We start from the raw sequence: 18,634 nt of genomic DNA on the forward strand, positions 1-18,634 counted from the left end.
ACGCCGTCCCATTCGAGTGGTTTTCGAGCATTTTAGACACCAACTGCTTCGTGGGCATGGGCTCTGAAGCCAGATATTGATCATGGCGTCAACATCCTACGTAGTTGCCGCCCGTACCAAGGCGTCACCTCCAGGAGCTCATGCGCCAAACCCGGTTGATTCGGCTTCTCAAAGTGCATGACGTACGCAAGACTTTGACCGAAGAGCGCATGCTTCCAGAAACCAGAAGAGGTCGCCAGGTTGGTGACGGTGCGGCGAGTCTGAACATGCGGGTCAAAGTCACGTCGACGATCGCTAGAACGCCGCCAGGTTTCAGGGCATTGAACAATTGGAGCAGGGCATCGGCGCGGTTGGGAACCTCCCAGAACGGTTACCAGGACCGCGCGATCAAAGCGATTGGCTGGGAGCTTTCCGTCGTCGAGCCCTGCTTCGAGAAAATGGACATTGGTCAGATGGGCCGCCTCTGTCTTGCTCCTTACCCTGGCGAGCATGCCAGGCTGAACATCGAGTGCGACAACAAGACGGTCCCGGCCAACGCTTTTGGGCAAATGGCACGGTCAGGCGCCCGGGATCAACCCGCATCCACGACGACCACTCCAGGTGAAAGCCCAAGCGTCTCGACGATGAACTTGGCACGGATGGATTTCGTGAATGGGTTATCCAGCTCCACAAGCCAAGGCACCCAGACTAGGCACGGCAGGCTCTGACGTCGAGAGGCAAGGCGCCACGGGATCGCAACGAGCGCCATCGCCAGGACGGACAGAAGTGCGATGAAGTACAGGCCATGTCAGCCGATCGCCGGCGTTGGAAGCACAGTGAGTGGTTGCTCCTGACCAATAGAATGAGTTTGAGGAGCGGAGTCGCGTGCTTCGGAAAAAAACATCCGTGAAATCATCGGCCGCAAGGCGGTTCCGGTCTGGAGCAGGTCGCAGTAGCGGCCCGCGTTGCCGTGGAATCGGGATCCTATGGCGGGCCGGCCGGATCGACAAACTGCAGCGTTGCACGGCTTGTCCGGCACTCATGCGTGTCAGCCTACGATGCGGTCGAGCACCAGCAGCCACCCGCACAGCAGGCCGGTGGCGGCGATCACGTAGCGTCCATTCCACGACCAACCTGCCACTTGCGGACTCACGCCCGCCATGCGTCCGGCGATCAGGATGGAGGTAGTCACCGGCGACGAACTGATCGCCATGGTCCAGCCGCTCATGGTGGCCAGCGCCAGCAGCGTGGGCGACAGGCCGAATAGCTCCGGCTGGGACATCGAGGACAGGATGATGGTCCCCACCAGCACCGGGTTCAGACCGAACTGCGGCAGGACCGCCATCAACAGCAGCACCAGCAGCGCCACCGGCAAGCCGTCCAGGCCGAGCATCTGGAGCAGTTCGGCGAAAGTCTCGCTCGGGATGGCGGCCGCGATCAGCGTCCCCATCAGCCCCGCGGCCGCGAGCACGCAGACTTCGGTGCGCATGCTGCCGAACTGGTCGGGCGCGCGCCGCCGCAGACGGGCCGCCGAAAGCCCCGCGGCGCGCAACAAGCCCCGGCGCATGCGCTGGCTGATCATCCAGACGAACGCGGCGGCCGGGGCCGTCAGCAGGATGGAGATCGGCAATGGAATCGCGGCGAACTCGTCGAGGGCCGCGGCAGCGAGGAATACCGCTAACGCCAATGCGAAGAAGCGCGTGATCGGCACCCAGCCCCGCGGTGGAGACACTGGCTTCGCGACCAGGGAGGCCAGATGGCGCGGCGCTTCGCGCTGATCCCACAGCCAGCCGAACGCGAGCAGCAGCAACATGGTCAGCAAGCCGAGCGGAAGCACGCTGCGCCAATCCACCGCCGGCACCATCGACAGGATCATCGCCAGCGTGATCGACAGCGGCGAGCCGAGCGGCGCGGTGCCGAATCCGCGGATCATCGCGCTGAACATCCTGCGGGCACGGACTTCCTGCACGATCCGGTGGCCAGCGGCAGCCGCCAGCGTGTTGGCGCGCTGGACCATGGTGCCGAGCAGATTCAGCACCGCCATGTTGAGCAACACGCCGATCAGGAACGCCCCGCCGCTGAGCGTGGCGTAGCGCTTGGCGGGCGGCTGTGCGATGACCACCTCGCCACACTGGCGGACCAGCGGCGAAGTGGCCGCGGCTTCGCGCAGAAACGACAGCGCGGCGAGGAAGGTGCCGAACCACGCGGCACGGTTGAAGGCTTCGAGCAGGGCTTGCAGCGGATCGCCGCTGAACCAGGGCAGGGTCAGGATCATCACGGTCGCTATCGTGACCAGTACCCGCGGTAGCCGGGTCAGGCGTGGCCATTCGAGCGCGACATAGGCGATCAGGGCGACATGGCTGGCGAGCGCGAGCGCGAGCGTGCCGCTGAGCTGATAGCCCAGCGTGAGTACCATGACCAGCGGCAACAGCCAGGAGGCAGGGGGCATGGCTGGCAGCGTTCAGTAGCCCCGGGCCGGGTCGACCGCTCCCGACACCGCAGCGCCGGCCTCCATGTTCCGGATCTTCGCGACGATCTGCGCGATGGTCGCCTCGCGCAAGGTGCGCGCCGAGACGTGAGGGGTGATCGTGATCTGCGGGGTGCGCCAGAATGCGTGTTCGGCCGGCAGCGGTTCCTCGCGAAATACATCCAGCGTGGCTGCGGCGACATGCTCGTCGACGATCGCCCGCAGCAAGTCTTCTTCCACGAGATGTTCACCGCGGCCGACGTTGATGAGCACCGCCCCGGGAAGCAGCGCCGAGAAGAACGCATGATCCATGATGTCGCGGGTTTCGTCGGTTAGCGGGAGCGTATTCACGACGATGCGGGTGCGGGCGAGCATCGCCTGCAGTCCCGCCTTGCCGCTGAAGACCTCGATGCCGCCCAACTCGCGTTCGCTGCGCACCCAACCGGCGACAGGGTAATCCAGCGCGGCGAGCGATCGTGCCACGCGTGCGCCGATATGACCCAGCCCGAGCACCCCGACCGGCCATTTCGATCGTTCGATGGGGCGATGGATCCGCCACAGCCCCTCGCGCTGCTGCTCACGATAAACCGCCATGTCGCGGGTGCGCTCGACGACCTGGTGGATGACGAACTCGGCCATCTGTACCGACATTCCGGCATCTTCGAGGCGGATGATCGGCACGCCGGCCGGCAATGCCTCCAGGCCGAGCAGGCCGTCGACGCCGGCACCGAGGTTGAACAAGGCCTTGAGCCGGCGTTCGCGCGCGAACAGGTTCGCGGGCGGGCGCCACACCACGGCATACTCGGCATCGTGGACCTGGCCGTCGTCCTTCCAGACGATCACTTCGGCCTCGGGGTGCTCGCGTTCGATCTCGTTGGTCCAGCGTTCGGGCCGCGGGTCGGCAGCGACAAACAGGATCTTCGGCATTTGGGATCTCGCAACGACTAAAAAAGACGCCCCGCGAACGGGGCGACAAGAGGGAGGGAATGTAACTTTTCGGCGCGTCAGGCGGCAAGTGTCCTGCGGTAGTGGTCCAGGTGATCGAGCGTCGAACCGAAGGTCTTCTCGATCGCGAACAACCGCTTGAAGCAATGCGAGATATCGAGCTCGTCGGTGACGCCCATGCCGCCGTGAATCTGCACCGCCTGCTGTCCGACGAAGCGGCAGGCCTCGCCGACGACGACCTTGGCCGCGGACAAGGCGGTGGCGCGCCGGGCCGCGTCGCCATCCAGTGCCCGGACCGCCGCGAGATAAGTCATCGAGCGGGCTTGCTCGACATGTATCAGCATGTCGGCCATGCGATGCTGGAGCGCCTGGAACTTGCCGATCGGCACGCCGAACTGCTTGCGGGTGCGGGCATACTCGATCGTGGTGTCCAGGCTGCGCTGCAGCACGCCCAAGGCTTCGCCGCACAACGCGGCGAGGCCCGTGTCCAGGACCGCGAGCAGTGCGTCACTGGCGTCGCCCTGGCCAAGGCGGCGGGATTCCGGCAGATAGACCTGTTCCAGGAACACGTCCGCGGCGCGGGCACCGTCGACCGATGGATAGCCGGCCAGGCGTACGCCCGGTGTGTCGCGGTCGAGCGCGAACAGCGCGACGCCGTCCTCGACCAGGGCGCTGACCAGTAGCATTCCGGCCTGCGAGGCGTGGCGGATCACTGACTTGCGCCCGTCCAGCAGGTAGCCCGCGCCGATGCGTGTGGCGCGGGTCTCGATCGCCAGGGGTTCATGACGCGTGCCAAGCTCGTCGTGCGCGAAGGCGACGATCAACTCGCCGCCGAGCATCCGCTCCAGCCACTCTCCGCGTTGGTCGGGGCTGGCGAGCGTCGCGATCGCCCGGGTCGACATCACGGCGCTGGCAAGATAAGGCTCGACCAGCAGGCCCTTGCCGAGGGCGGACATCACCAGCATGGTCTCGACCGGACCGGCGTTCAGGCCGCCATCTTCCTCGGGCACGAGCAGCGCGAGCAGACCGAGGTCCGCGAGTCCTTGCCAGACGGTCTCGCTCATGCCGGTTTCGCTGGCGATGATGCGGTTGCGGGTCTCGAATCCGTACTCCTTGGATACGAAGCGCTCGGCCGTGTCCACGAGCATGTTCTGTTCTTCGGTGAAAGAGAAATCCATCGATCTGCCCCTTACAGACCCAGAATCATCTGGGAAATGATGTTGCGCTGGATCTCGTTGGACCCGCCGTAGATCGTGAGCTTGCGCAGGTTGAGGTACTGCCAGGTCGGCGTGCGCGCGTATGCGTCGAGCGGATAGTCGCCCTGGTAGCCGGCGGTCATCGCGTCACGGTCGAAGGGCAGCGCGTGCGGCCCGATCGCCTCGGTCATCAGTTCGAGCAGGCGTTGCTGGATCTCGCTGCCCTTGATCTTGAGGATGGACGCTTCCGGCCCCGGGGCCTTGTTCTCGGCTTCGGCCGACAGCACGCGCAGGTTGGTGATTTCCAGCGCCATCAGTTCGATCTCCACCCGGGCGACCTCCGCGGAGAACAACGGATCCTCCAGCAGGGGAAGGCCGTGGCGGGTTTCGCTCGCGGCGATCCGCTTGAGCCGGGCGAGTTCGCGCTTGGCGGTACCAATGCCGGCGATATTCGTTCGTTCGTGGCCGAGCAGGAACTTGGCGTAGGTCCATCCCCGGTTCTCTTCGCCGATGAGGTTCTCGACGGGGACGCGCACATCCTCTAGCCAGACTTCGTTTACTTCGTGTGAGCCGTCCATCGTGATGATGGGGCGCACCGTGATGCCGGGCGACTTCATGTCGATCAGCAGGAAGGAGATGCCGCGCTGGGGTTTGGCGTCCGCATCGGTGCGCACCAGGCAGAAGATCCAGTCGGCGTACTGGCCGAGCGTGGTCCAGGTCTTCTGGCCGTTGACCACGTAGTGATCGCCATCGCGCACCGCCCGCGTCTTGACCGAAGCGAGATCGGAGCCGGCACCGGGCTCCGAGTAGCCCTGGCACCACCACTCGGTTCCGGCGAGGATGGGCGGCAGGAAGCGCTCCTGCTGCGTCTTGTTGCCGAAGGCCATGATCACCGTTGCGACCATCTTGAGCCCGAAGGGAACCAGGCGCGGTGCGCCGGCTTCCGCGCAGGCTTCGTCGAAAATGTATTGTTCGACCGCCGTCCAGCCGGTGCCGCCGAATTCCGCCGGCCACGATGGCCCCCCCCAGCCGCGCGCATGCAGCGCATGCTGCCACGCCAGGTAATCGTCGCGCTCGAGGGGAAGGCCGTTCAAGACCTTGTGGCGAACTTCGGACGGCAGGTGATCGCGCAGAAAAGACCGTACTTCCTCGCGGAAGGCTTGGTCTTCGGTGGTGAAATTCAGATCCATGCGGGCCTCTCAGGATGGCAGAGCAACAATGTTCGTTGCTAAGGACTGCAGTGCAGACATAAGGATTGGAATGCAGACGAAGAATAATTGATCATCCTCATTGTTGCAACCGGAAATCGCGCTGTAATGGCAACACTTGTGTCGCGCTATTACCAATCAGCGTGCGCTGGTTGACGGAGTCCCCGGCATGCGACGCAGTTCCCAATCCGGTTTGGATTGCAGACGACGTGTCTGCTTAGCAGACGGTTTGCGGTATGCTTCGGACTCGTACGGCGGTGCTGGGAAGGGTTTTGCGCACAGCCGCAGGCAAACCATCACGGAGAAATACATGGAAGCTACCCGCCTTACCAGCCCCGAGGGGGCCAAGCTGATGCTGATCACGCTCGACAACCCGCCGGTCAATGGGCTTGGTCATGCGCTGCGAGAGCGCATCGTGCAGGCCTTGGACGCGGCCGAAAGCGACGACGGCATCGCGGGCGTGGTGATGATCGGTGCGGGTCGGTTGTTCTGCGCCGGTGCGGATGTCCGCGAGTTCAGCACGCCGGCTTCGACCCGAGCGCCCGATCTGCGACAAGTACTGGCACGGGTGTTCGCGTGCCGCAAGCCAGTGATCGCCGCGATCCATGGCGCCGCGCTGGGTGGTGGACTGGAGCTCGCAATGGCTTGTCACTATCGCGTCGCCGATCCATCGGCCCGCCTTGGCCTGCCGGAGGTCAATCTTGGATTGATTCCCGGCGCTTGGGGAACCCAGTTGCTGCCCCGACTGACCGGAATGGAATTCGCCGCGGCGCGAGTCACCCGCGGCGACAACGTGCCCGCAAGCGAGGCGGCCGGGGTAGGTCTGGTCGATGCACTCGCCGATGTTCGGTCCCAGCCGCTGTCCGTGGCCGCTGCCGCTTTCTTCGACCGCATCGCGGCATCGGCGCGGCGTCCGGATACACGAACGCTGCTGGTGCATTTAGATGGCGACCTTCAGGCATGGCAGGCCAGCCTCGCGCAGGCGTTGGCGCATGATTTTCCCGGTTGTCCGGCGCCACTGGCAGGGCTCGAGGCCGTCGCGCTCGCGGCCAGCCTGCCGTTCGACGAAGCGGTGGCCGAAGAGCGCAAGCGCTTCGTGGCGTTGATGTCGTCGCCGGAATCGCGGGCTTTGCGTCATGTCTTCTTCGCCGAACGTGAATGTGCGCGGGTGCCCGGCGTCAAGGCGCGGGCAGCCTGGCGCCCGGTCGCACTCGAGGGCGAGGTGCCGGACGGGACGCAGGCACTGGTCGAGCGCCTGCAGGCCGGCCTCGGAAGCGGCGGTGAAGGCACGCCGGCGGCAAGGCTGACGCCTCTTGCGAGTGTCCCTGTGCTTGGGCGTGCCATCACGGTGCTTTCCGCATCGCTCGTCGATGACCAGGGCGGTGAGGTGCCGGTCGCGCTGGCGCTGCGTGATGGTCGAATCGCCTGCCTCGAGGTTGGTGCCGGTACGCCGGAGCTGATTTCGCTCGCACTCGGCCTGGGCGAGCGCCTCGGTGCGATGGTCGTGTGCACGCCGGCCGGTGCCGATGCTTTGCTGCTGCCCACCGTGGGCGGATCGCTCGCGGGCGCAGGTGAAGCCGATACCGATCGCGCGCTCGGCCAAGCCTTGATGGACGCGCGTGCCGGGTCGCGACTCTACCGGCCAGCCGACGGTGACGTCATCGCGGTTCATGGCTTCGGCTATCCACGTTATCTCGGGGGCCCGCTCTACCAGGCGGATCTCGCCGCGCAGACACAGGAGGTGCGGGAATGAACAAGGCGGGCGTCCCGTTGGCTGGAAACGATGAATCCGAACACGACTACTTCGGGTTGCGGATTCCGTTCCTGGAATATTGCGGCATCCGGGGGGTGGCGCGTGGCGAGGGCTGGACGGTCTCCGAAGTGGTGCTCGGTCCGCACATGACCAACAGCATGGGCACCGGTCACGGCGGTCTGATCATGACGCTGCTCGACGTCGCCATGGGCAGCGCCTCGCGCCTGTCCGAGCCGGCTTCCAGGGGCGTGCTGACAGTGGACCTTCACACCAGCTTCATCCGCCCGGCAAGAGACTGGGTTCAGTGCCGGGCCGAGGTCACTAGCCGCACCGCGCGAACCGTGTTCTGCGAAGCCTGGGTGAAGGACCGTGACGACGTGCTGGTCGCGAAAGGCATGGGGACCTTCAAGCTGGTGTTCGGCGACCGAGGCAGCGATGCGTAGGAAGTTCGCCGGGCGCGAGCGCCCGGCGAATCGGTACCGCCCTCTGGTCAGGGAGCCGTTTGCCTGGCCTTGAGGCGGTTGAGGACTATCGCCAGGACGATTGCCGGCAGTCCGGTTGCGAGGCCGGCGACCAGCAGCTCGCCATGCGTGAATGGCACCGCGCCGCCGCCGGGCAAGGCCACGCACAGACCTGCCACCAGCAGCAGGGTGCGGATCGGCCACTGCAGGATGCGGTGCGCGCACAGACTCCCCACGAACACCAGATAGCCCTGCATCGCCGAGGCGAACAGCGTGACGCCGAGCAGCGCTTGGCCGACCGCGACCGCCACTTCGTTCCATTCGCCCTGGCCGATCAGCGCCGGGTTCAGCACGAACATGAACGGAATGAAGTAGATCACGCTGCCCAGGCGCATCGCCTGTAGCCCGGTTTCCATCGGCTTGGATCCTGCGAGCGTGGCCGCGGCGAAAGCGCCGAGTGCCACAGGCGGCGTGATGAAGCTCAGCATGCCCCAGTACAGCAGGAACAGGTGCACCGCCATCGCGTTCATCCCTGCGCCCTGGACCAAGGCCGGCGCGAGCGCCACCGCGAGGAAGATGTATGCAGCAGTGACCGTCATGCCGATGCCCAGCAGGAAGCAGGTGAAGGCACCCATCAGCAGCAGCGCGAGGGCATTGCCGCCGGCAAGGTTGATCAGGTCGTTGGAGATCGTGCCCGACAGTCCGGTCATCGACAGCGCGCCCACCAGCATGCCGATCCCAGCGAGAATCGCGATGAGTTCGGCGAACAGCTTGCCCGAGGACGACAGCATCTTGCCGACGTGCTTCCAGCCCCAGCGGTGATAGGGAAGGATCTGGTTGATCACCAGCAGCAGCGCGGTCGCGTAGAACGGGGCGACCGCCTCGCGCTGCATGTGGATCATCATCCAGATCAGCAGGGCGAACACGAAGATGAAGTACCAGCCTTCCTTCAGGGTTTTGCGGATCGACGGCAATTCGGCCTTGGGCAGGCCCTTGAGGTCGTAACGCCCGGCATAGGCGTCGATCTGGATGAACAGCCCCAGGAAGTAGAGCACCGACGGCACGATGGCCGCCAGCGCGACGGCAGCGTAGGGCACTTCCAGGAACATCGCCATCACGAACGCGGTGGCGCCCATGACGGGCGGCATCAGCACGCCGCCGGTGGAGGCACAGGCCTCGACGCCGCCCGCGAACGAACGGCTCATGCCCACGCGACGCATCGACGGGATCGACAGCACACCGGTGGTCATCACGTTGGTGATCACGCTGCCGCTCATCGACCCCATCAGGCCGCTGGACAAGATCGCGACCTTGGCCGGGCCTCCACGGACGTGTCCGAGGATTCCGAAGGCCAGGTTGATGAAGAACTGGCCGCCGCCAGTCATCTGCAGCGCCACCCCGAACACCAGGAAGCCGATCACCAGGCCGGCGAAAGCCTGTAGTGGCACCCCCATGACGCTCTCGGTGCTCATGGTGTGGTACATCGCGGCCTGCTCCAGCGTGGAGGGGAAGGCCTGGATCGGACCCGGCATGATGTCGGCGACGAGCGGGTAGAGCGAAAAAAGGCCGGCGATCAGCGCGATCGGCCACCCGCCCGCGCGCCGGGCGGCTTCTATGATGAGTGCCCACAACAGATAGCTCATCCACACTGCTTCGGCCGGCGCTGCGAAAGCCCAGCCGCGCTCGAGAATCGACTCGGCACGATAGACGAAGTACCCGCAGGTGGCGAAAGTGACGACCACCAGCAACAGGTCGTACCAGGGGACGCTGGTGCGCGAAGCGTGCCGGTGTGCCGGCCAGAGCAGGAACACCAGGGGCAGCATCAACGCGACGACCGCGTAATAGAACTGGGTTTCCAGCATCGGTACGCCGAAAACCCGCAGGTTGAACAGGAACTCGATGGTCAGCAGGATCAGCAGGCTGGCGAGGGTGCCCGGAACGAAGCGCAATACGCTCGTCAGTTCGCGGGTGCCTGTGCCCTCCTGCTCTTGCCTTTCCTTGGCGGCAGCACTCATGTCAGTGTCGTTCCAGGGCGATGAGCAGCAACGCGCTCAGAAAGAAAACGGCACGCCTGTCGCCATTGCGGGCAGGCGCGCCGGTGAGTTGCCGGTCGATGGCCGGTCAGCGTCGGATCATTCGAAGACCGGGTTCATGCCGGCGGCGGTCAGTGCATCGGCGCGCGCCTTCATCCAGCCGTCACGGAAAGCGTCCGCGTCCCGCGGCGGATTGCTGGCCATGTAGGTGGCCCAGGTGCTGGCGAGCAGTTCCTGACGCTTGATCAGCTCGTCCTGGTGTGCCTGCATGTCCTCGGTCCAGATGCCCTTTTCGCGGAAGTAACGGACCACGCCCTCGTGGAACGGCATGACCCACTTCAGGTTCTGGTTCTCGAGCGAATAGCCGGCCGCGCCGGGTGCGGAGTCCTTGTAGTCGTCGAAGTTGTCGTTCATCGCCCGGATCAGGCCATACACGGTGTCTTCGCTCAGATCGGCGTTCGCGATCAGGATCGGGTAGGGATAGCTGGCGCCGTAGTAGGGGTTGTCCGCGCTGATGCCGCCCGCGCCGGAGGTGATCCTGTGCGGCTGGAAGTAGGGTGCGGTGTCGGTCAGCCGCTTCCAGCCTTCGGTGTCGTTATGGTCCAGTTCGGGCCAGGCGATGCCGCGCGGGCTGCTCGCGAGCTGCTGGGCCGGAGGCGTGACCGTGGTCGTGAAGGAAGCGTCGGCCTGGCCGGCGATGATGCCGTCGAAGGAACGGCCATAGCCCGGGAAGTCGACCCGCTCGACGTCGTTCCAGGTCAGCCCGCCGAATGCGAGGTAGGCCTCGGTGCCCTTGTTGAGGGCGTCGTCACCGCGGACATAGGCGATGCGCTTGCCCCGGAGATCGGCCGGCGTCTTGACGTCCAGATCACCGGCCACGGCCAGGGCCAGGCCGAACGAGGCGATCGAGGTCGTGATCACGCGCACCGGCTGCGGACCCCACTCGGGATCGGCGAACATCATCACCCCTTCGGAGCCGAAGTAGCTGGCGATGCCGCAGGCGCACATGTCCACGCGATTGGTGCGCAGCGGGGTCATGCGCGACACGTCATTGTCGCCCGGCAGCACGCGCAGCGAGGTGCCGTATTTGTTCTGCAGCATGTTGCCGATGGCCACTGCCTGGGCGTAGCCGCTCGAGTTCGTGCCGTAGGCCGACCAGGCCAGCGTACGCGGCAGCGTGACGTCGGCAGCGGAAACGGCCGGAAGCACCAGTGCGGCCGCCAGTGCACCGGCAAGGATGTGGTTAAGACGAATACCCATTTCAGACTCCTCCTGCTCCGAGAGCAATGTTATTGATGGAACAACAATAAACCGCACGGCCGGGCACGCCCGGCTGCGAGGATCAGACGCTTTCGATGACCATGGCGAGGCCCTGGCCCACGCCCACGCACAGGCTCACGACCGCATAGCGTGCCTGACGCCGGTGCAGCTCGCGTGCCGCGGTGAGTGCGAGACGCGCTCCCGACGCACCGAGCGGATGCCCGAGCGCGATCGCGCCGCCGTTGGGATTGACCCGCGGATCGGTGGCTTCGATGCCGAGCACCTTCAGGCATCCCAGCACCTGCGACGCGAAGGCTTCGTTGATCTCGATGATGTCGACATCCGCAAGCGACAGACCGGCCCGCTCGAGCGCCTTGGGGATCGCGTAGCCGGGTCCGACGCCCATGATGCGGGGCGGGACGCCTGCGGCTGCAGCCGAAAGAATGCGCGCCATCGGCGCCTTGCCCACGCGCTCTCCGGTGGCACGATTTCCGACGATCAGCGCCACCGCGCCATCGTTGATGCCGGAGGCGTTGCCGGCGGTGACTACGCCGCCTTCGAACAGTGGCTTCAGGCGCGCAAGGGATTCGGCCGTGGTTTCAGCCCGCGGATGCTCGTCCGTATCGATGACGGTCGGCGGGGCCTTGAGTCCGGTCGGTACTGACACCGGGCAGATCTCGCCGGCGTAGAAACCTTGCTGCCGATTGGTTTCGTAGCGCTGCTGCGATGCCAGGGCGAACGCATCCGCCGCATCGCGGGTGATGCCGAACTCGTGCGCGACGTTGTCGCCGGTTTCGGGCATCGAGTGTCCGCCGTACTGTTCGACGAAGCGCGGGTTAGGGAAGCGTGCGCCGATCGTGGTGTCGTAGATGCGCGCATCGCGGCTGTAGGCACTTTCCGCCTTGCCGAGCACGAACGGCGCACGGCTCATGCTCTCCACACCGCCTGCGACATAGAGCTCGCCTTCGCCGCAGGTGATCGCACGCGCCGCATCGATCACCGCCGCAAGCCCGCTCGCGCACAGGCGGTTGACGGTCTGGCCCGGCACGGTGTCGGGGAAGCCTGCGAGCAGCGGCGCGAAGCGGCCGATGTTGCGGGAATCCTCGCCCGCCTGGGTGGTGTTGCCGAGGATGACGTCTTCGATGTCGGCGGCGTCCCACGGGTTGCGCGCGATTAGTTCGCGCATCACGGCGGCGACCAGGTCGTCCGGACGCACAGGGGCCAGCGCGCCTGCGTGGCGGCCGAAGGGGGTCCGAAGACCGTCGTAGATAAAGGCGTCGAGCATGTTCAAACCTCTTGGGTGAGCAGGGACAGTCCCAGCGTGGCGCGGCGGCGCAGCCAGGGGCTGGGGCGGTAGCGGGGGTCGCCGTTGATTCGGGCCAGGTTGTCGAGCAGCGCGAGCACGACCGCCGGGCCGAGCCGGTCACCCCATGCGAGCGGACCGGCCGGATAGCCGAGGCCGAGCGTGACCGCACGATCGATATCCTCGGGCGATGCGATGTTCTGCTGGGCAATCTCGCAGGCGATATTGATGATGTGCGCGACCACCCGCTGGGTGATCATGCCGGTGCTGTCGCGGACCAGATCCACCGGAACGCCGTCGGACGAGAACAGTGCGCCGGCCCGCGCGGCCCATTCCGGGGCGAGCACGGGGCTGCCCATCAGGACGCGACGCTTGGCGGTGTCGAACAAGGTGTCAATCGCCACGGTGCGCGCGGCGTTCAGGCCCGCTGCCGCGATCAGATGGGTGACGTCCTCGCCCAGCGGTGTCACGACGATCAGTGCATCGGTCTCCGGGCGGTCCGCAGCGGATACCTGCGCGCCGCAGGCTTCGGCCAGGCTGGCGGCGCGGCTGGCGAGTTCGGGATGCCTGCGGTCGATCCATACGGTCGTTGCCGGCGAGGCGTTCCAGGCCTGCTCGGCCATCGGTGCGGGTGCGGCGTCGCCATAGACATAAAAGCCGCGTCCCACTTTGCGACCGAACAGGCCGGCCGCCTGCATCGTCTTGAGGATTGGCTGCGGGCGATAGCGCGGCTCTTCGAAATACTGGTGATAGATCGACTCCATGACCGGAGTCGATACATCGAGGCCGGTGAGGTCAAGCAGTTCGAAAGGGCCCAGCCGGAAGCCTGCGCAGTCGCGCAAGATGCGGTCGATCACCTCGATGGGAGCGACATTCTCCGCGAGGACCCGCAAGCCTTCGGTACCAAATCCTCGTCCGGCATGATTGACGATGAAACCCGGCGTGTCCTTCGTCCGAACCGCGACATGGCCCCATGCCTTGCCAAGGGCCAGCAACTGGTCACCGACCTCGGGCGTGGTCATCAGGCCGTCGATGACCTCGACGATGCGCATCAGCGGCACCGGGTTGAAGAAGTGGAAGCCTGCGACGCGCTCCGGGCGGGACAACCCGGCTGCGATCGCGGTCACCGAAAGCGACGAGGTGTTGGTCGCGAGAATCGCGCCGGGCGCGATGATGCGCTCGAGATCCGCGAACAGCGCACGCTTGACTTCCAGGTTCTCGATGATGGCCTCGATGACAACATCGCACGTGGCGAGGTCTTCCAGTTGCTCTACCGGGCTGAGCTGCGCCTCGGCCGCCTTGGCCTGGTCGGCGGTGAGCTTGCCCTTCTCGACTAGGCGCGCCCAGGTACGCGCGAGCGTCGAGCAGGCGTTGCGCGCGGCGTCGGCACGGGTGTCCTGGAGCATCACGCGATAACCGGCCTGCGCCGCGATCTGGGCGATGCCTGCGCCCATCTGGCCGCAACCCACGATACCGATGCTGCGGATGCTGCGGCTCGTTTCGGACTGTTTTGTCGTCATGGCGAATCGGTTCCCTCGTGAGGCGCACTCTGAAGTATAGCGCCCGTTTTGAATTCTGAGATCTGCAGTGCAGACATAACATCTGCTGGCCGGACGAAATCTAGACGCCTCACTACCGGCTTGTCAATCCTTTTGTGATCGGGTCGCGGACGCGGCGGGCGTTCATCCCGCCCGATCACAGGCGATTCGGGAATTGCCGGCGGAAGCGCCGTGGTTTCTCGCGAGTGCGTCGATCGGCAGCCGTCGCCGGCGAGGGGTTGCCCGCCCGGCTTCCGCGCGGCGGCCTAGGGCATCCGGCTACTGCACCGAACAATTCCGCTATGCAGCTACGTTGTCCATTTTTGTATTGATGTTGCCGAGAACCTGTGCAAAGATTCGCGCTCATCGGGGGGCTTCCGAACTCCCGACGGTACTCATTTTCTTGAACGACGAGGTTAGGCGATGACTCTTTCCCCCGCGGCTTCGACGCCTGCGCGCAGAATCCATCAGATGTTCGCTCCTTGGGTTCGGGCGCGTCCGGATGCGGTTGCGCTCGACGACGGCAGTGTCACGCTGAGCTATACGGAACTCGATCGTGCGGTGAACGAGGCGGCCCAAGTGCTCGCCGGCCTAGGCGTCCGACCGGGCGACCGCGTACTCCTGGTGGCCGAGAACTGTGTCGCCTTGTGTGTTTCCATCCTCGCGATCAGCGCGCTGGATGCCTGGTCCGCAACCGTGAATGCGCGCCTGTCGTCACGCGAGATCGCCAACTACATCGAACATTCCGGCGCGCGACGTGCGCTTTATTTCGATCGCGTGTCGCTCGAAGCGGGTCAGCATGCCCAGCACTTCGGTGCGGAGCCAGTGGCGTTTCCGTTGGTCGGGCCGATCAGTGTGGGCCCGCTCGCAGACGCGGTGCCGGAACCGTTGTTCGAAGCGGCCGATGAGCAGGTTGCTGCGCTGGTCTACACCTCCGGCACCACTGGTGCCGCCAAGGCGGTGATGCTGACCCATGCGAACCTGATGTTCGTGGGCGAGAACACCCGCCGCATGCGCAACATGGTGCCCGAGGATGTGGTGTATGGCGTGTTGCCGCTCTCGCATGTCTATGGCTTGTCCTCGTTGTTGTCGGCAACCCTGATTAGCGGCGCCCGCCTGTTGCTGGTGTCGCGCTTCCAGCCGGATCACATGGCGCGCGCGATCGCGACGCAAGGCGTATCAGTGCTGCATGGCGTGCCGGCCATGTATGCACGGCTGACCGACTGGGTGGGGCGCAATCCCGAGGGTTTCGAGGCGCCACGCCTGCGGGTTGCCCAGGCCGGGGGGTCGCCCTTGACTGCGCCGGTCAAGGAGGGTTTCGAGCGCGTCTTCGGCATCACCCTCAACAACGGCTATGGAATGACTGAGACATCGCCGTCGATCTGCCAGACGCGCATGGATCCTCCGCGCACCGATTGTTCGGTGGGGCAGCCAATCCCGGGCATTGAGGTGAAGCTTTACGACGAGGAAGGCGCCGCCGGGGGCGCCGAGGGCGTCGGCGAACTGTGCGTGCGGGGTCCCAACGTCATGAAGGGCTATTACCGCGCGCCGGAACAGACCGCCGCGACCTTCCTGCCTGGCGGATGGCTGCGCACCGGCGACCTGGCGCGGATCGAGCCGGACGGAGCGGTGTTTATCGTCGGGCGCGCCAAGGAGCTGATCATCCGCTCCGGCTTCAATGTGTACCCGGCGGAGGTCGAGCAGGTGCTGAACGCCTTCCCCGCGGTGATGCAGTCTGCGGTCGTCGGCAGGGATGTCGAGAGCAACGAGGAAGTGATCGCCTTCGTCGAGGCGGTCGAGGAGTGCGAGATCGACATGGCGGCCTTGCAGGCGCATCTGCGCGAGAACCTCTCGCCATACAAGATCCCTGCGCGCATCGTGGTGGCGCACCTGCCCGCGGCGCCGAGTGGCAAGATCCTCAAGGCGGAACTGCGGCGCATGGCCGCAATCCTCGATGGCGGTCGCTGAAGGAAATCTGCCTGATATGGACAAACTCCTCGTAGAAGACCGCGATCGTGTCGCCACGCTGACGATCAACCGCCCGGCGGTGCGCAATGCGCTCGACTGGGAGACCTACGACGCGCTGACCAAGGCCCTCGCCGCTGCCGAAGGAGACGACACGGTGGGCGTGATCGTGTTGCAGGGCGCCGGCGGACATTTTTCGGCCGGCAGCGATTTGAACGATTTCCGGCGTCCGCGTCCCGCCGGGGACAGCCCGGGCATGCGCTTCCTGCGTCAGCTCGCTGCCATGACCAAGCCGGTTGTCGCCGCGGTGGAGGGTAATGCGCAGGGCGTGGGCGTGACCCTGCTGCTGCACTGCGACTTTGTCGTGGTCGACCCGCAGGCGCGGTTCCGGCTGCCATTCGTCGCTCTCGGCTTGTGCCCGGAAGGGGCGTCCAGCTATCTGCTGCCGAAGCGGGTCGGTGTGCGCACGGCGAACGACTGGCTGTTGCGCGCAAGACCCTTCGACGCGGCGGAAGCGCTGGCAAGCGGTCTCGCAAGTTCGCTCGCCAGCGCGGGCGCGGTACGGGAAGAGGCGCACGCGCTTGCGCTTGAGCTCACAGGATTGCCGGGCGACGCGCTCCGGCTCACAAAGAAAATGTTGCGGCATGCCGACGAGGGGGCTATACAGCACGCGTTCGCCTACGAGGCGCTGCACTTCGGGGAGTGTTTGCGAAACTACGAAGTGCAGGCCGGCTTTGAGCGTTTCTTAGAGCGCCGCGCGAACAGCAAGCCCACCGAGGTCCCACGATAACCGGGAGCGCCACGCATGGGATTTTCCGAACACGGCAAAACAGGCACAAAGGACTCATCGAATGGACAGGACGCAAGATATCGATTTGGACAACCCGCGCAGCAACGCCAAGGAAGATCGGCATTTCGTGACCGCCCTTGCTCGCGGGCTGGAGGTGCTGTCCAGTTTCCGCAGCGGTGACCAACTGCTGGGCAACCAGGAAATCGCAGATGCCTGCAAACTGCCGCGATCGACCGTAGCGCGGCTTACCTACACGCTAACCAAGTTGGGATACCTGCACCTGGTCCCCGGGTCTGGAAAGTACCGGTTGGGCACCGCCACGCTCGCGCTGGGTAGCGCGATTCTGTCCAAGCTCGATGTGCGCCAAATCGCCCGACCGCTGATGCAAGAACTCGCGGACTTTTCCAAGGGAATGGTTTCGCTCGGAATCCGCGACAAGCTGAGCATGATTTACGTGGAGAACTGCCGCAGCCAATCGGCACTGACGCTCAGCCTGGATGTGGGGTCGCGCATTCCGATCGGTACCACCGCAATGGGTCGCGCCTACCTTGCCGTGTGTCCGGATACCGAACGCCAAGGATTGATGGAACGCATACGCGAGCTCGACGAGCTGGCGTGGCCGCGAATCCAGGCGGGCATAGAACGATCAATGGAGGAATTCCACGAGACAGGGTGTTGCAGTTCTTTCGGCGAATGGCAAAAGGATGTCAACGCGATCGCGATGGCCTTTCAGCCCGGCGAAGGTCTGCCGCTGATGTCGATCAACGTGGGCGGACCGGCTTTCAACCTGGCGCCGCAATTCCTGCTCGATGAGGTCCGTCCGAGGCTGATCGAGTTGGTCAACATGATCATGGGGCGGTTGGGCCGGCTGTGATCCTGGCCGCCACTTGCTGCCGGACGGCCCGAGCCGCCGGCGAACACATACTGGAGTGCAACGCATGAAGATACTTGTCCCTGTCAAGCGCGTCATCGACTACAACGTCAAGGTGCGCGTGAAGAGCGACGGCAGTGGGGTCGATATTGCCAACGTGAAGATGTCGATGAACCCGTTCGACGAGATTGCGGTCGAGGAGGCGGTTCGACTGAAAGAAGCGGGGCTGGCGAGCGAGGTGGTGGCGGTGTCGTGCGGGGTGTCGCAGTGCCAGGAGACGCTTCGTGCGGCGATGGCGATCGGTGCCGACCGCGGGATTCTGGTCGAGAGTGCGGAGGAGTTGCAGCCGCTGGCGGTGGCGAAGCTGCTTAAAGCGGTGTGCGAGCGCGAGCAGCCGCAGGTGGTGATCTGCGGCAAGCAGGCGATCGACGACGACGCGAACCAGACGGGGCAGATGTTGGCGGCGCTGATGGGCTGGGCGCAAGCGACGTTCGCATCGAAGGTAGCGCTGGGCGACGGGGTGGTCAATGTGACGCGCGAAATCGACGGGGGTCTAGAGACACTGTCGATCCGGCTGCCGGCGGTGGTAACGACCGATTTGCGGCTGAACGAGCCGCGCTACGCGACGCTGCCCAACATCATGAAGGCGAAGAAGAAGCCGTTGGACACAGTAACGCCGCAGACGCTGGAGGTGGAGGTGGCGCCGCGGCTGAAGACGGTGAAGGTGTCCGAGCCGCCCAAGCGCAGTGCCGGCGAGCGCGTGGCCGATGTGGCACAGCTTTTGGACAAGCTCAAGAACGTGGCAAAGGTGATCTGAGATGAGCATTCTTGTAATTGCGGAGCACGACAACCAGAGTCTGAAGGG

General features: G+C 65.2%; 15 protein-coding genes. 6 read left to right on the forward strand and 9 right to left on the reverse strand.

Going from position 1 to position 18,634, the window contains the following annotated elements; all coding sequences use genetic code 11:
• Positions 1 to 80 precede the first annotated feature (80 nt).
• From GPA21_RS21415 to GPA21_RS07440, 5 genes are all read right to left on the reverse strand, one after another.
• Positions 81 to 491 carry a hypothetical protein gene (locus tag GPA21_RS21415; RefSeq protein WP_479686192.1) on the reverse strand — a complete coding sequence of 137 codons (411 nt, stop codon included), beginning with the start codon at positions 489 to 491 and terminating at the stop codon, positions 81 to 83.
• A gap of 536 nt (positions 492 to 1,027) precedes the next feature.
• Complete coding sequence (locus GPA21_RS07425) at positions 1,028 to 2,395, reverse strand: hypothetical protein (protein WP_168987569.1); 1,368 nt, start codon at positions 2,393 to 2,395, stop codon at positions 1,028 to 1,030.
• 45 nt (positions 2,396 to 2,440) lie between these two features.
• Complete coding sequence (locus tag GPA21_RS07430; RefSeq protein WP_168987570.1) at positions 2,441 to 3,373, reverse strand: 2-hydroxyacid dehydrogenase; 933 nt, start codon at positions 3,371 to 3,373, stop codon at positions 2,441 to 2,443.
• Between the two features lie 77 nt (positions 3,374 to 3,450).
• Positions 3,451 to 4,569, reverse strand: coding sequence for an acyl-CoA dehydrogenase family protein (locus GPA21_RS07435; protein ID WP_168987571.1), 1,119 nt, complete (start codon positions 4,567 to 4,569; stop codon positions 3,451 to 3,453).
• 11 nt (positions 4,570 to 4,580) lie between these two features.
• Positions 4,581 to 5,777, reverse strand: coding sequence for an acyl-CoA dehydrogenase family protein (locus GPA21_RS07440; protein WP_168987572.1), 1,197 nt, complete (start codon positions 5,775 to 5,777; stop codon positions 4,581 to 4,583).
• Positions 5,778 to 6,105: 328 nt separating this feature from the next.
• On the opposite strand from GPA21_RS07440, the gene GPA21_RS07445 reads away from it, so the two are divergent.
• Both GPA21_RS07445 and GPA21_RS07450 read left to right on the forward strand, forming a co-directional pair.
• Complete coding sequence (locus tag GPA21_RS07445) at positions 6,106 to 7,548, forward strand: enoyl-CoA hydratase-related protein (RefSeq protein ID WP_168987573.1); 1,443 nt, start codon at positions 6,106 to 6,108, stop codon at positions 7,546 to 7,548.
• Positions 7,545 to 7,991, forward strand: coding sequence for a PaaI family thioesterase (locus GPA21_RS07450; RefSeq protein WP_168987574.1), 447 nt, complete (start codon positions 7,545 to 7,547; stop codon positions 7,989 to 7,991). The genes GPA21_RS07445 and GPA21_RS07450 overlap by 4 nt, the downstream gene beginning before the upstream one ends.
• Positions 7,992 to 8,038: 47 nt before the next feature.
• Here GPA21_RS07450 and GPA21_RS07455 read toward each other — a convergent pair whose 3' ends face one another.
• The 4 genes from GPA21_RS07455 to GPA21_RS07470 all read right to left on the reverse strand — a co-directional run bounded on the left by GPA21_RS07455 (position 8,039) and on the right by GPA21_RS07470 (position 14,125).
• The gene (locus GPA21_RS07455) at positions 8,039 to 10,024 is read right to left on the reverse strand and encodes a TRAP transporter permease (protein WP_168987575.1); all 1,986 of its coding nucleotides are present in this window, start codon (positions 10,022 to 10,024) and stop codon (positions 8,039 to 8,041) included.
• 117 nt (positions 10,025 to 10,141) lie between these two features.
• Positions 10,142 to 11,302 carry a TAXI family TRAP transporter solute-binding subunit gene (locus tag GPA21_RS07460; RefSeq protein WP_168987576.1) on the reverse strand — a complete coding sequence of 387 codons (1,161 nt, stop codon included), beginning with the start codon at positions 11,300 to 11,302 and terminating at the stop codon, positions 10,142 to 10,144.
• A gap of 82 nt (positions 11,303 to 11,384) precedes the next feature.
• The gene (locus GPA21_RS07465) at positions 11,385 to 12,587 is read right to left on the reverse strand and encodes a 3-oxoadipyl-CoA thiolase (protein WP_168987577.1); all 1,203 of its coding nucleotides are present in this window, start codon (positions 12,585 to 12,587) and stop codon (positions 11,385 to 11,387) included.
• 2 nt (positions 12,588 to 12,589) lie between these two features.
• Positions 12,590 to 14,125 carry a 3-hydroxyacyl-CoA dehydrogenase gene (locus GPA21_RS07470; RefSeq protein ID WP_168987578.1) on the reverse strand — a complete coding sequence of 512 codons (1,536 nt, stop codon included), beginning with the start codon at positions 14,123 to 14,125 and terminating at the stop codon, positions 12,590 to 12,592.
• Between the two features lie 441 nt (positions 14,126 to 14,566).
• On the opposite strand from GPA21_RS07470, the gene GPA21_RS07475 reads away from it, so the two are divergent.
• The 4 genes from GPA21_RS07475 (at position 14,567) to GPA21_RS07490 (ending at position 18,586) form a co-directional block, all read left to right on the forward strand.
• Positions 14,567 to 16,111, forward strand: a complete 1,545-nt coding sequence (locus GPA21_RS07475) for a class I adenylate-forming enzyme family protein (RefSeq protein WP_168987579.1) — start codon at positions 14,567 to 14,569, stop codon at positions 16,109 to 16,111.
• 16 nt (positions 16,112 to 16,127) lie between these two features.
• Positions 16,128 to 16,898 carry an enoyl-CoA hydratase/isomerase family protein gene (locus GPA21_RS07480; RefSeq protein WP_168987580.1) on the forward strand — a complete coding sequence of 257 codons (771 nt, stop codon included), beginning with the start codon at positions 16,128 to 16,130 and terminating at the stop codon, positions 16,896 to 16,898.
• A 61-nt stretch (positions 16,899 to 16,959) separates the two neighbouring features.
• Positions 16,960 to 17,772 (forward strand): IclR family transcriptional regulator, encoded by an 813-nt coding sequence (locus GPA21_RS07485; RefSeq protein WP_168987581.1) that lies wholly within the window; start codon positions 16,960 to 16,962, stop codon positions 17,770 to 17,772.
• Positions 17,773 to 17,836: 64 nt separating this feature from the next.
• Complete coding sequence (locus GPA21_RS07490; RefSeq protein ID WP_168987582.1) at positions 17,837 to 18,586, forward strand: electron transfer flavoprotein subunit beta/FixA family protein; 750 nt, start codon at positions 17,837 to 17,839, stop codon at positions 18,584 to 18,586.
• The last annotated feature ends 48 nt before the right edge of the window (positions 18,587 to 18,634 follow it).

This window comes from Azoarcus taiwanensis, from assembly GCF_012910885.1.
GTDB lineage: Bacteria > Pseudomonadota > Gammaproteobacteria > Burkholderiales > Rhodocyclaceae > Azoarcus_F > Azoarcus_F taiwanensis.

Coding starts and splice junctions, on each gene's coding strand:
- GPA21_RS21415 (WP_479686192.1), bottom strand. CDS start 491: ATGCTCGCCAGGGTAAGGAGCAAGACAGAGGCGGCCCATCTGACCAAT.
- GPA21_RS07425 (WP_168987569.1), bottom strand. CDS start 2,395: ATGGTACTCACGCTGGGCTATCAGCTCAGCGGCACGCTCGCGCTCGCG.
- GPA21_RS07430 (WP_168987570.1), bottom strand. CDS start 3,373: ATGCCGAAGATCCTGTTTGTCGCTGCCGACCCGCGGCCCGAACGCTGG.
- GPA21_RS07435 (WP_168987571.1), bottom strand. CDS start 4,569: ATGGATTTCTCTTTCACCGAAGAACAGAACATGCTCGTGGACACGGCC.
- GPA21_RS07440 (WP_168987572.1), bottom strand. CDS start 5,777: ATGGATCTGAATTTCACCACCGAAGACCAAGCCTTCCGCGAGGAAGTA.
- GPA21_RS07445 (WP_168987573.1), top strand. CDS start 6,106: ATGGAAGCTACCCGCCTTACCAGCCCCGAGGGGGCCAAGCTGATGCTG.
- GPA21_RS07450 (WP_168987574.1), top strand. CDS start 7,545: ATGAACAAGGCGGGCGTCCCGTTGGCTGGAAACGATGAATCCGAACAC.
- GPA21_RS07455 (WP_168987575.1), bottom strand. CDS start 10,024: ATGAGTGCTGCCGCCAAGGAAAGGCAAGAGCAGGAGGGCACAGGCACC.
- GPA21_RS07460 (WP_168987576.1), bottom strand. CDS start 11,302: ATGGGTATTCGTCTTAACCACATCCTTGCCGGTGCACTGGCGGCCGCA.
- GPA21_RS07465 (WP_168987577.1), bottom strand. CDS start 12,587: ATGCTCGACGCCTTTATCTACGACGGTCTTCGGACCCCCTTCGGCCGC.
- GPA21_RS07470 (WP_168987578.1), bottom strand. CDS start 14,125: ATGACGACAAAACAGTCCGAAACGAGCCGCAGCATCCGCAGCATCGGT.
- GPA21_RS07475 (WP_168987579.1), top strand. CDS start 14,567: ATGACTCTTTCCCCCGCGGCTTCGACGCCTGCGCGCAGAATCCATCAG.
- GPA21_RS07480 (WP_168987580.1), top strand. CDS start 16,128: ATGGACAAACTCCTCGTAGAAGACCGCGATCGTGTCGCCACGCTGACG.
- GPA21_RS07485 (WP_168987581.1), top strand. CDS start 16,960: ATGGACAGGACGCAAGATATCGATTTGGACAACCCGCGCAGCAACGCC.
- GPA21_RS07490 (WP_168987582.1), top strand. CDS start 17,837: ATGAAGATACTTGTCCCTGTCAAGCGCGTCATCGACTACAACGTCAAG.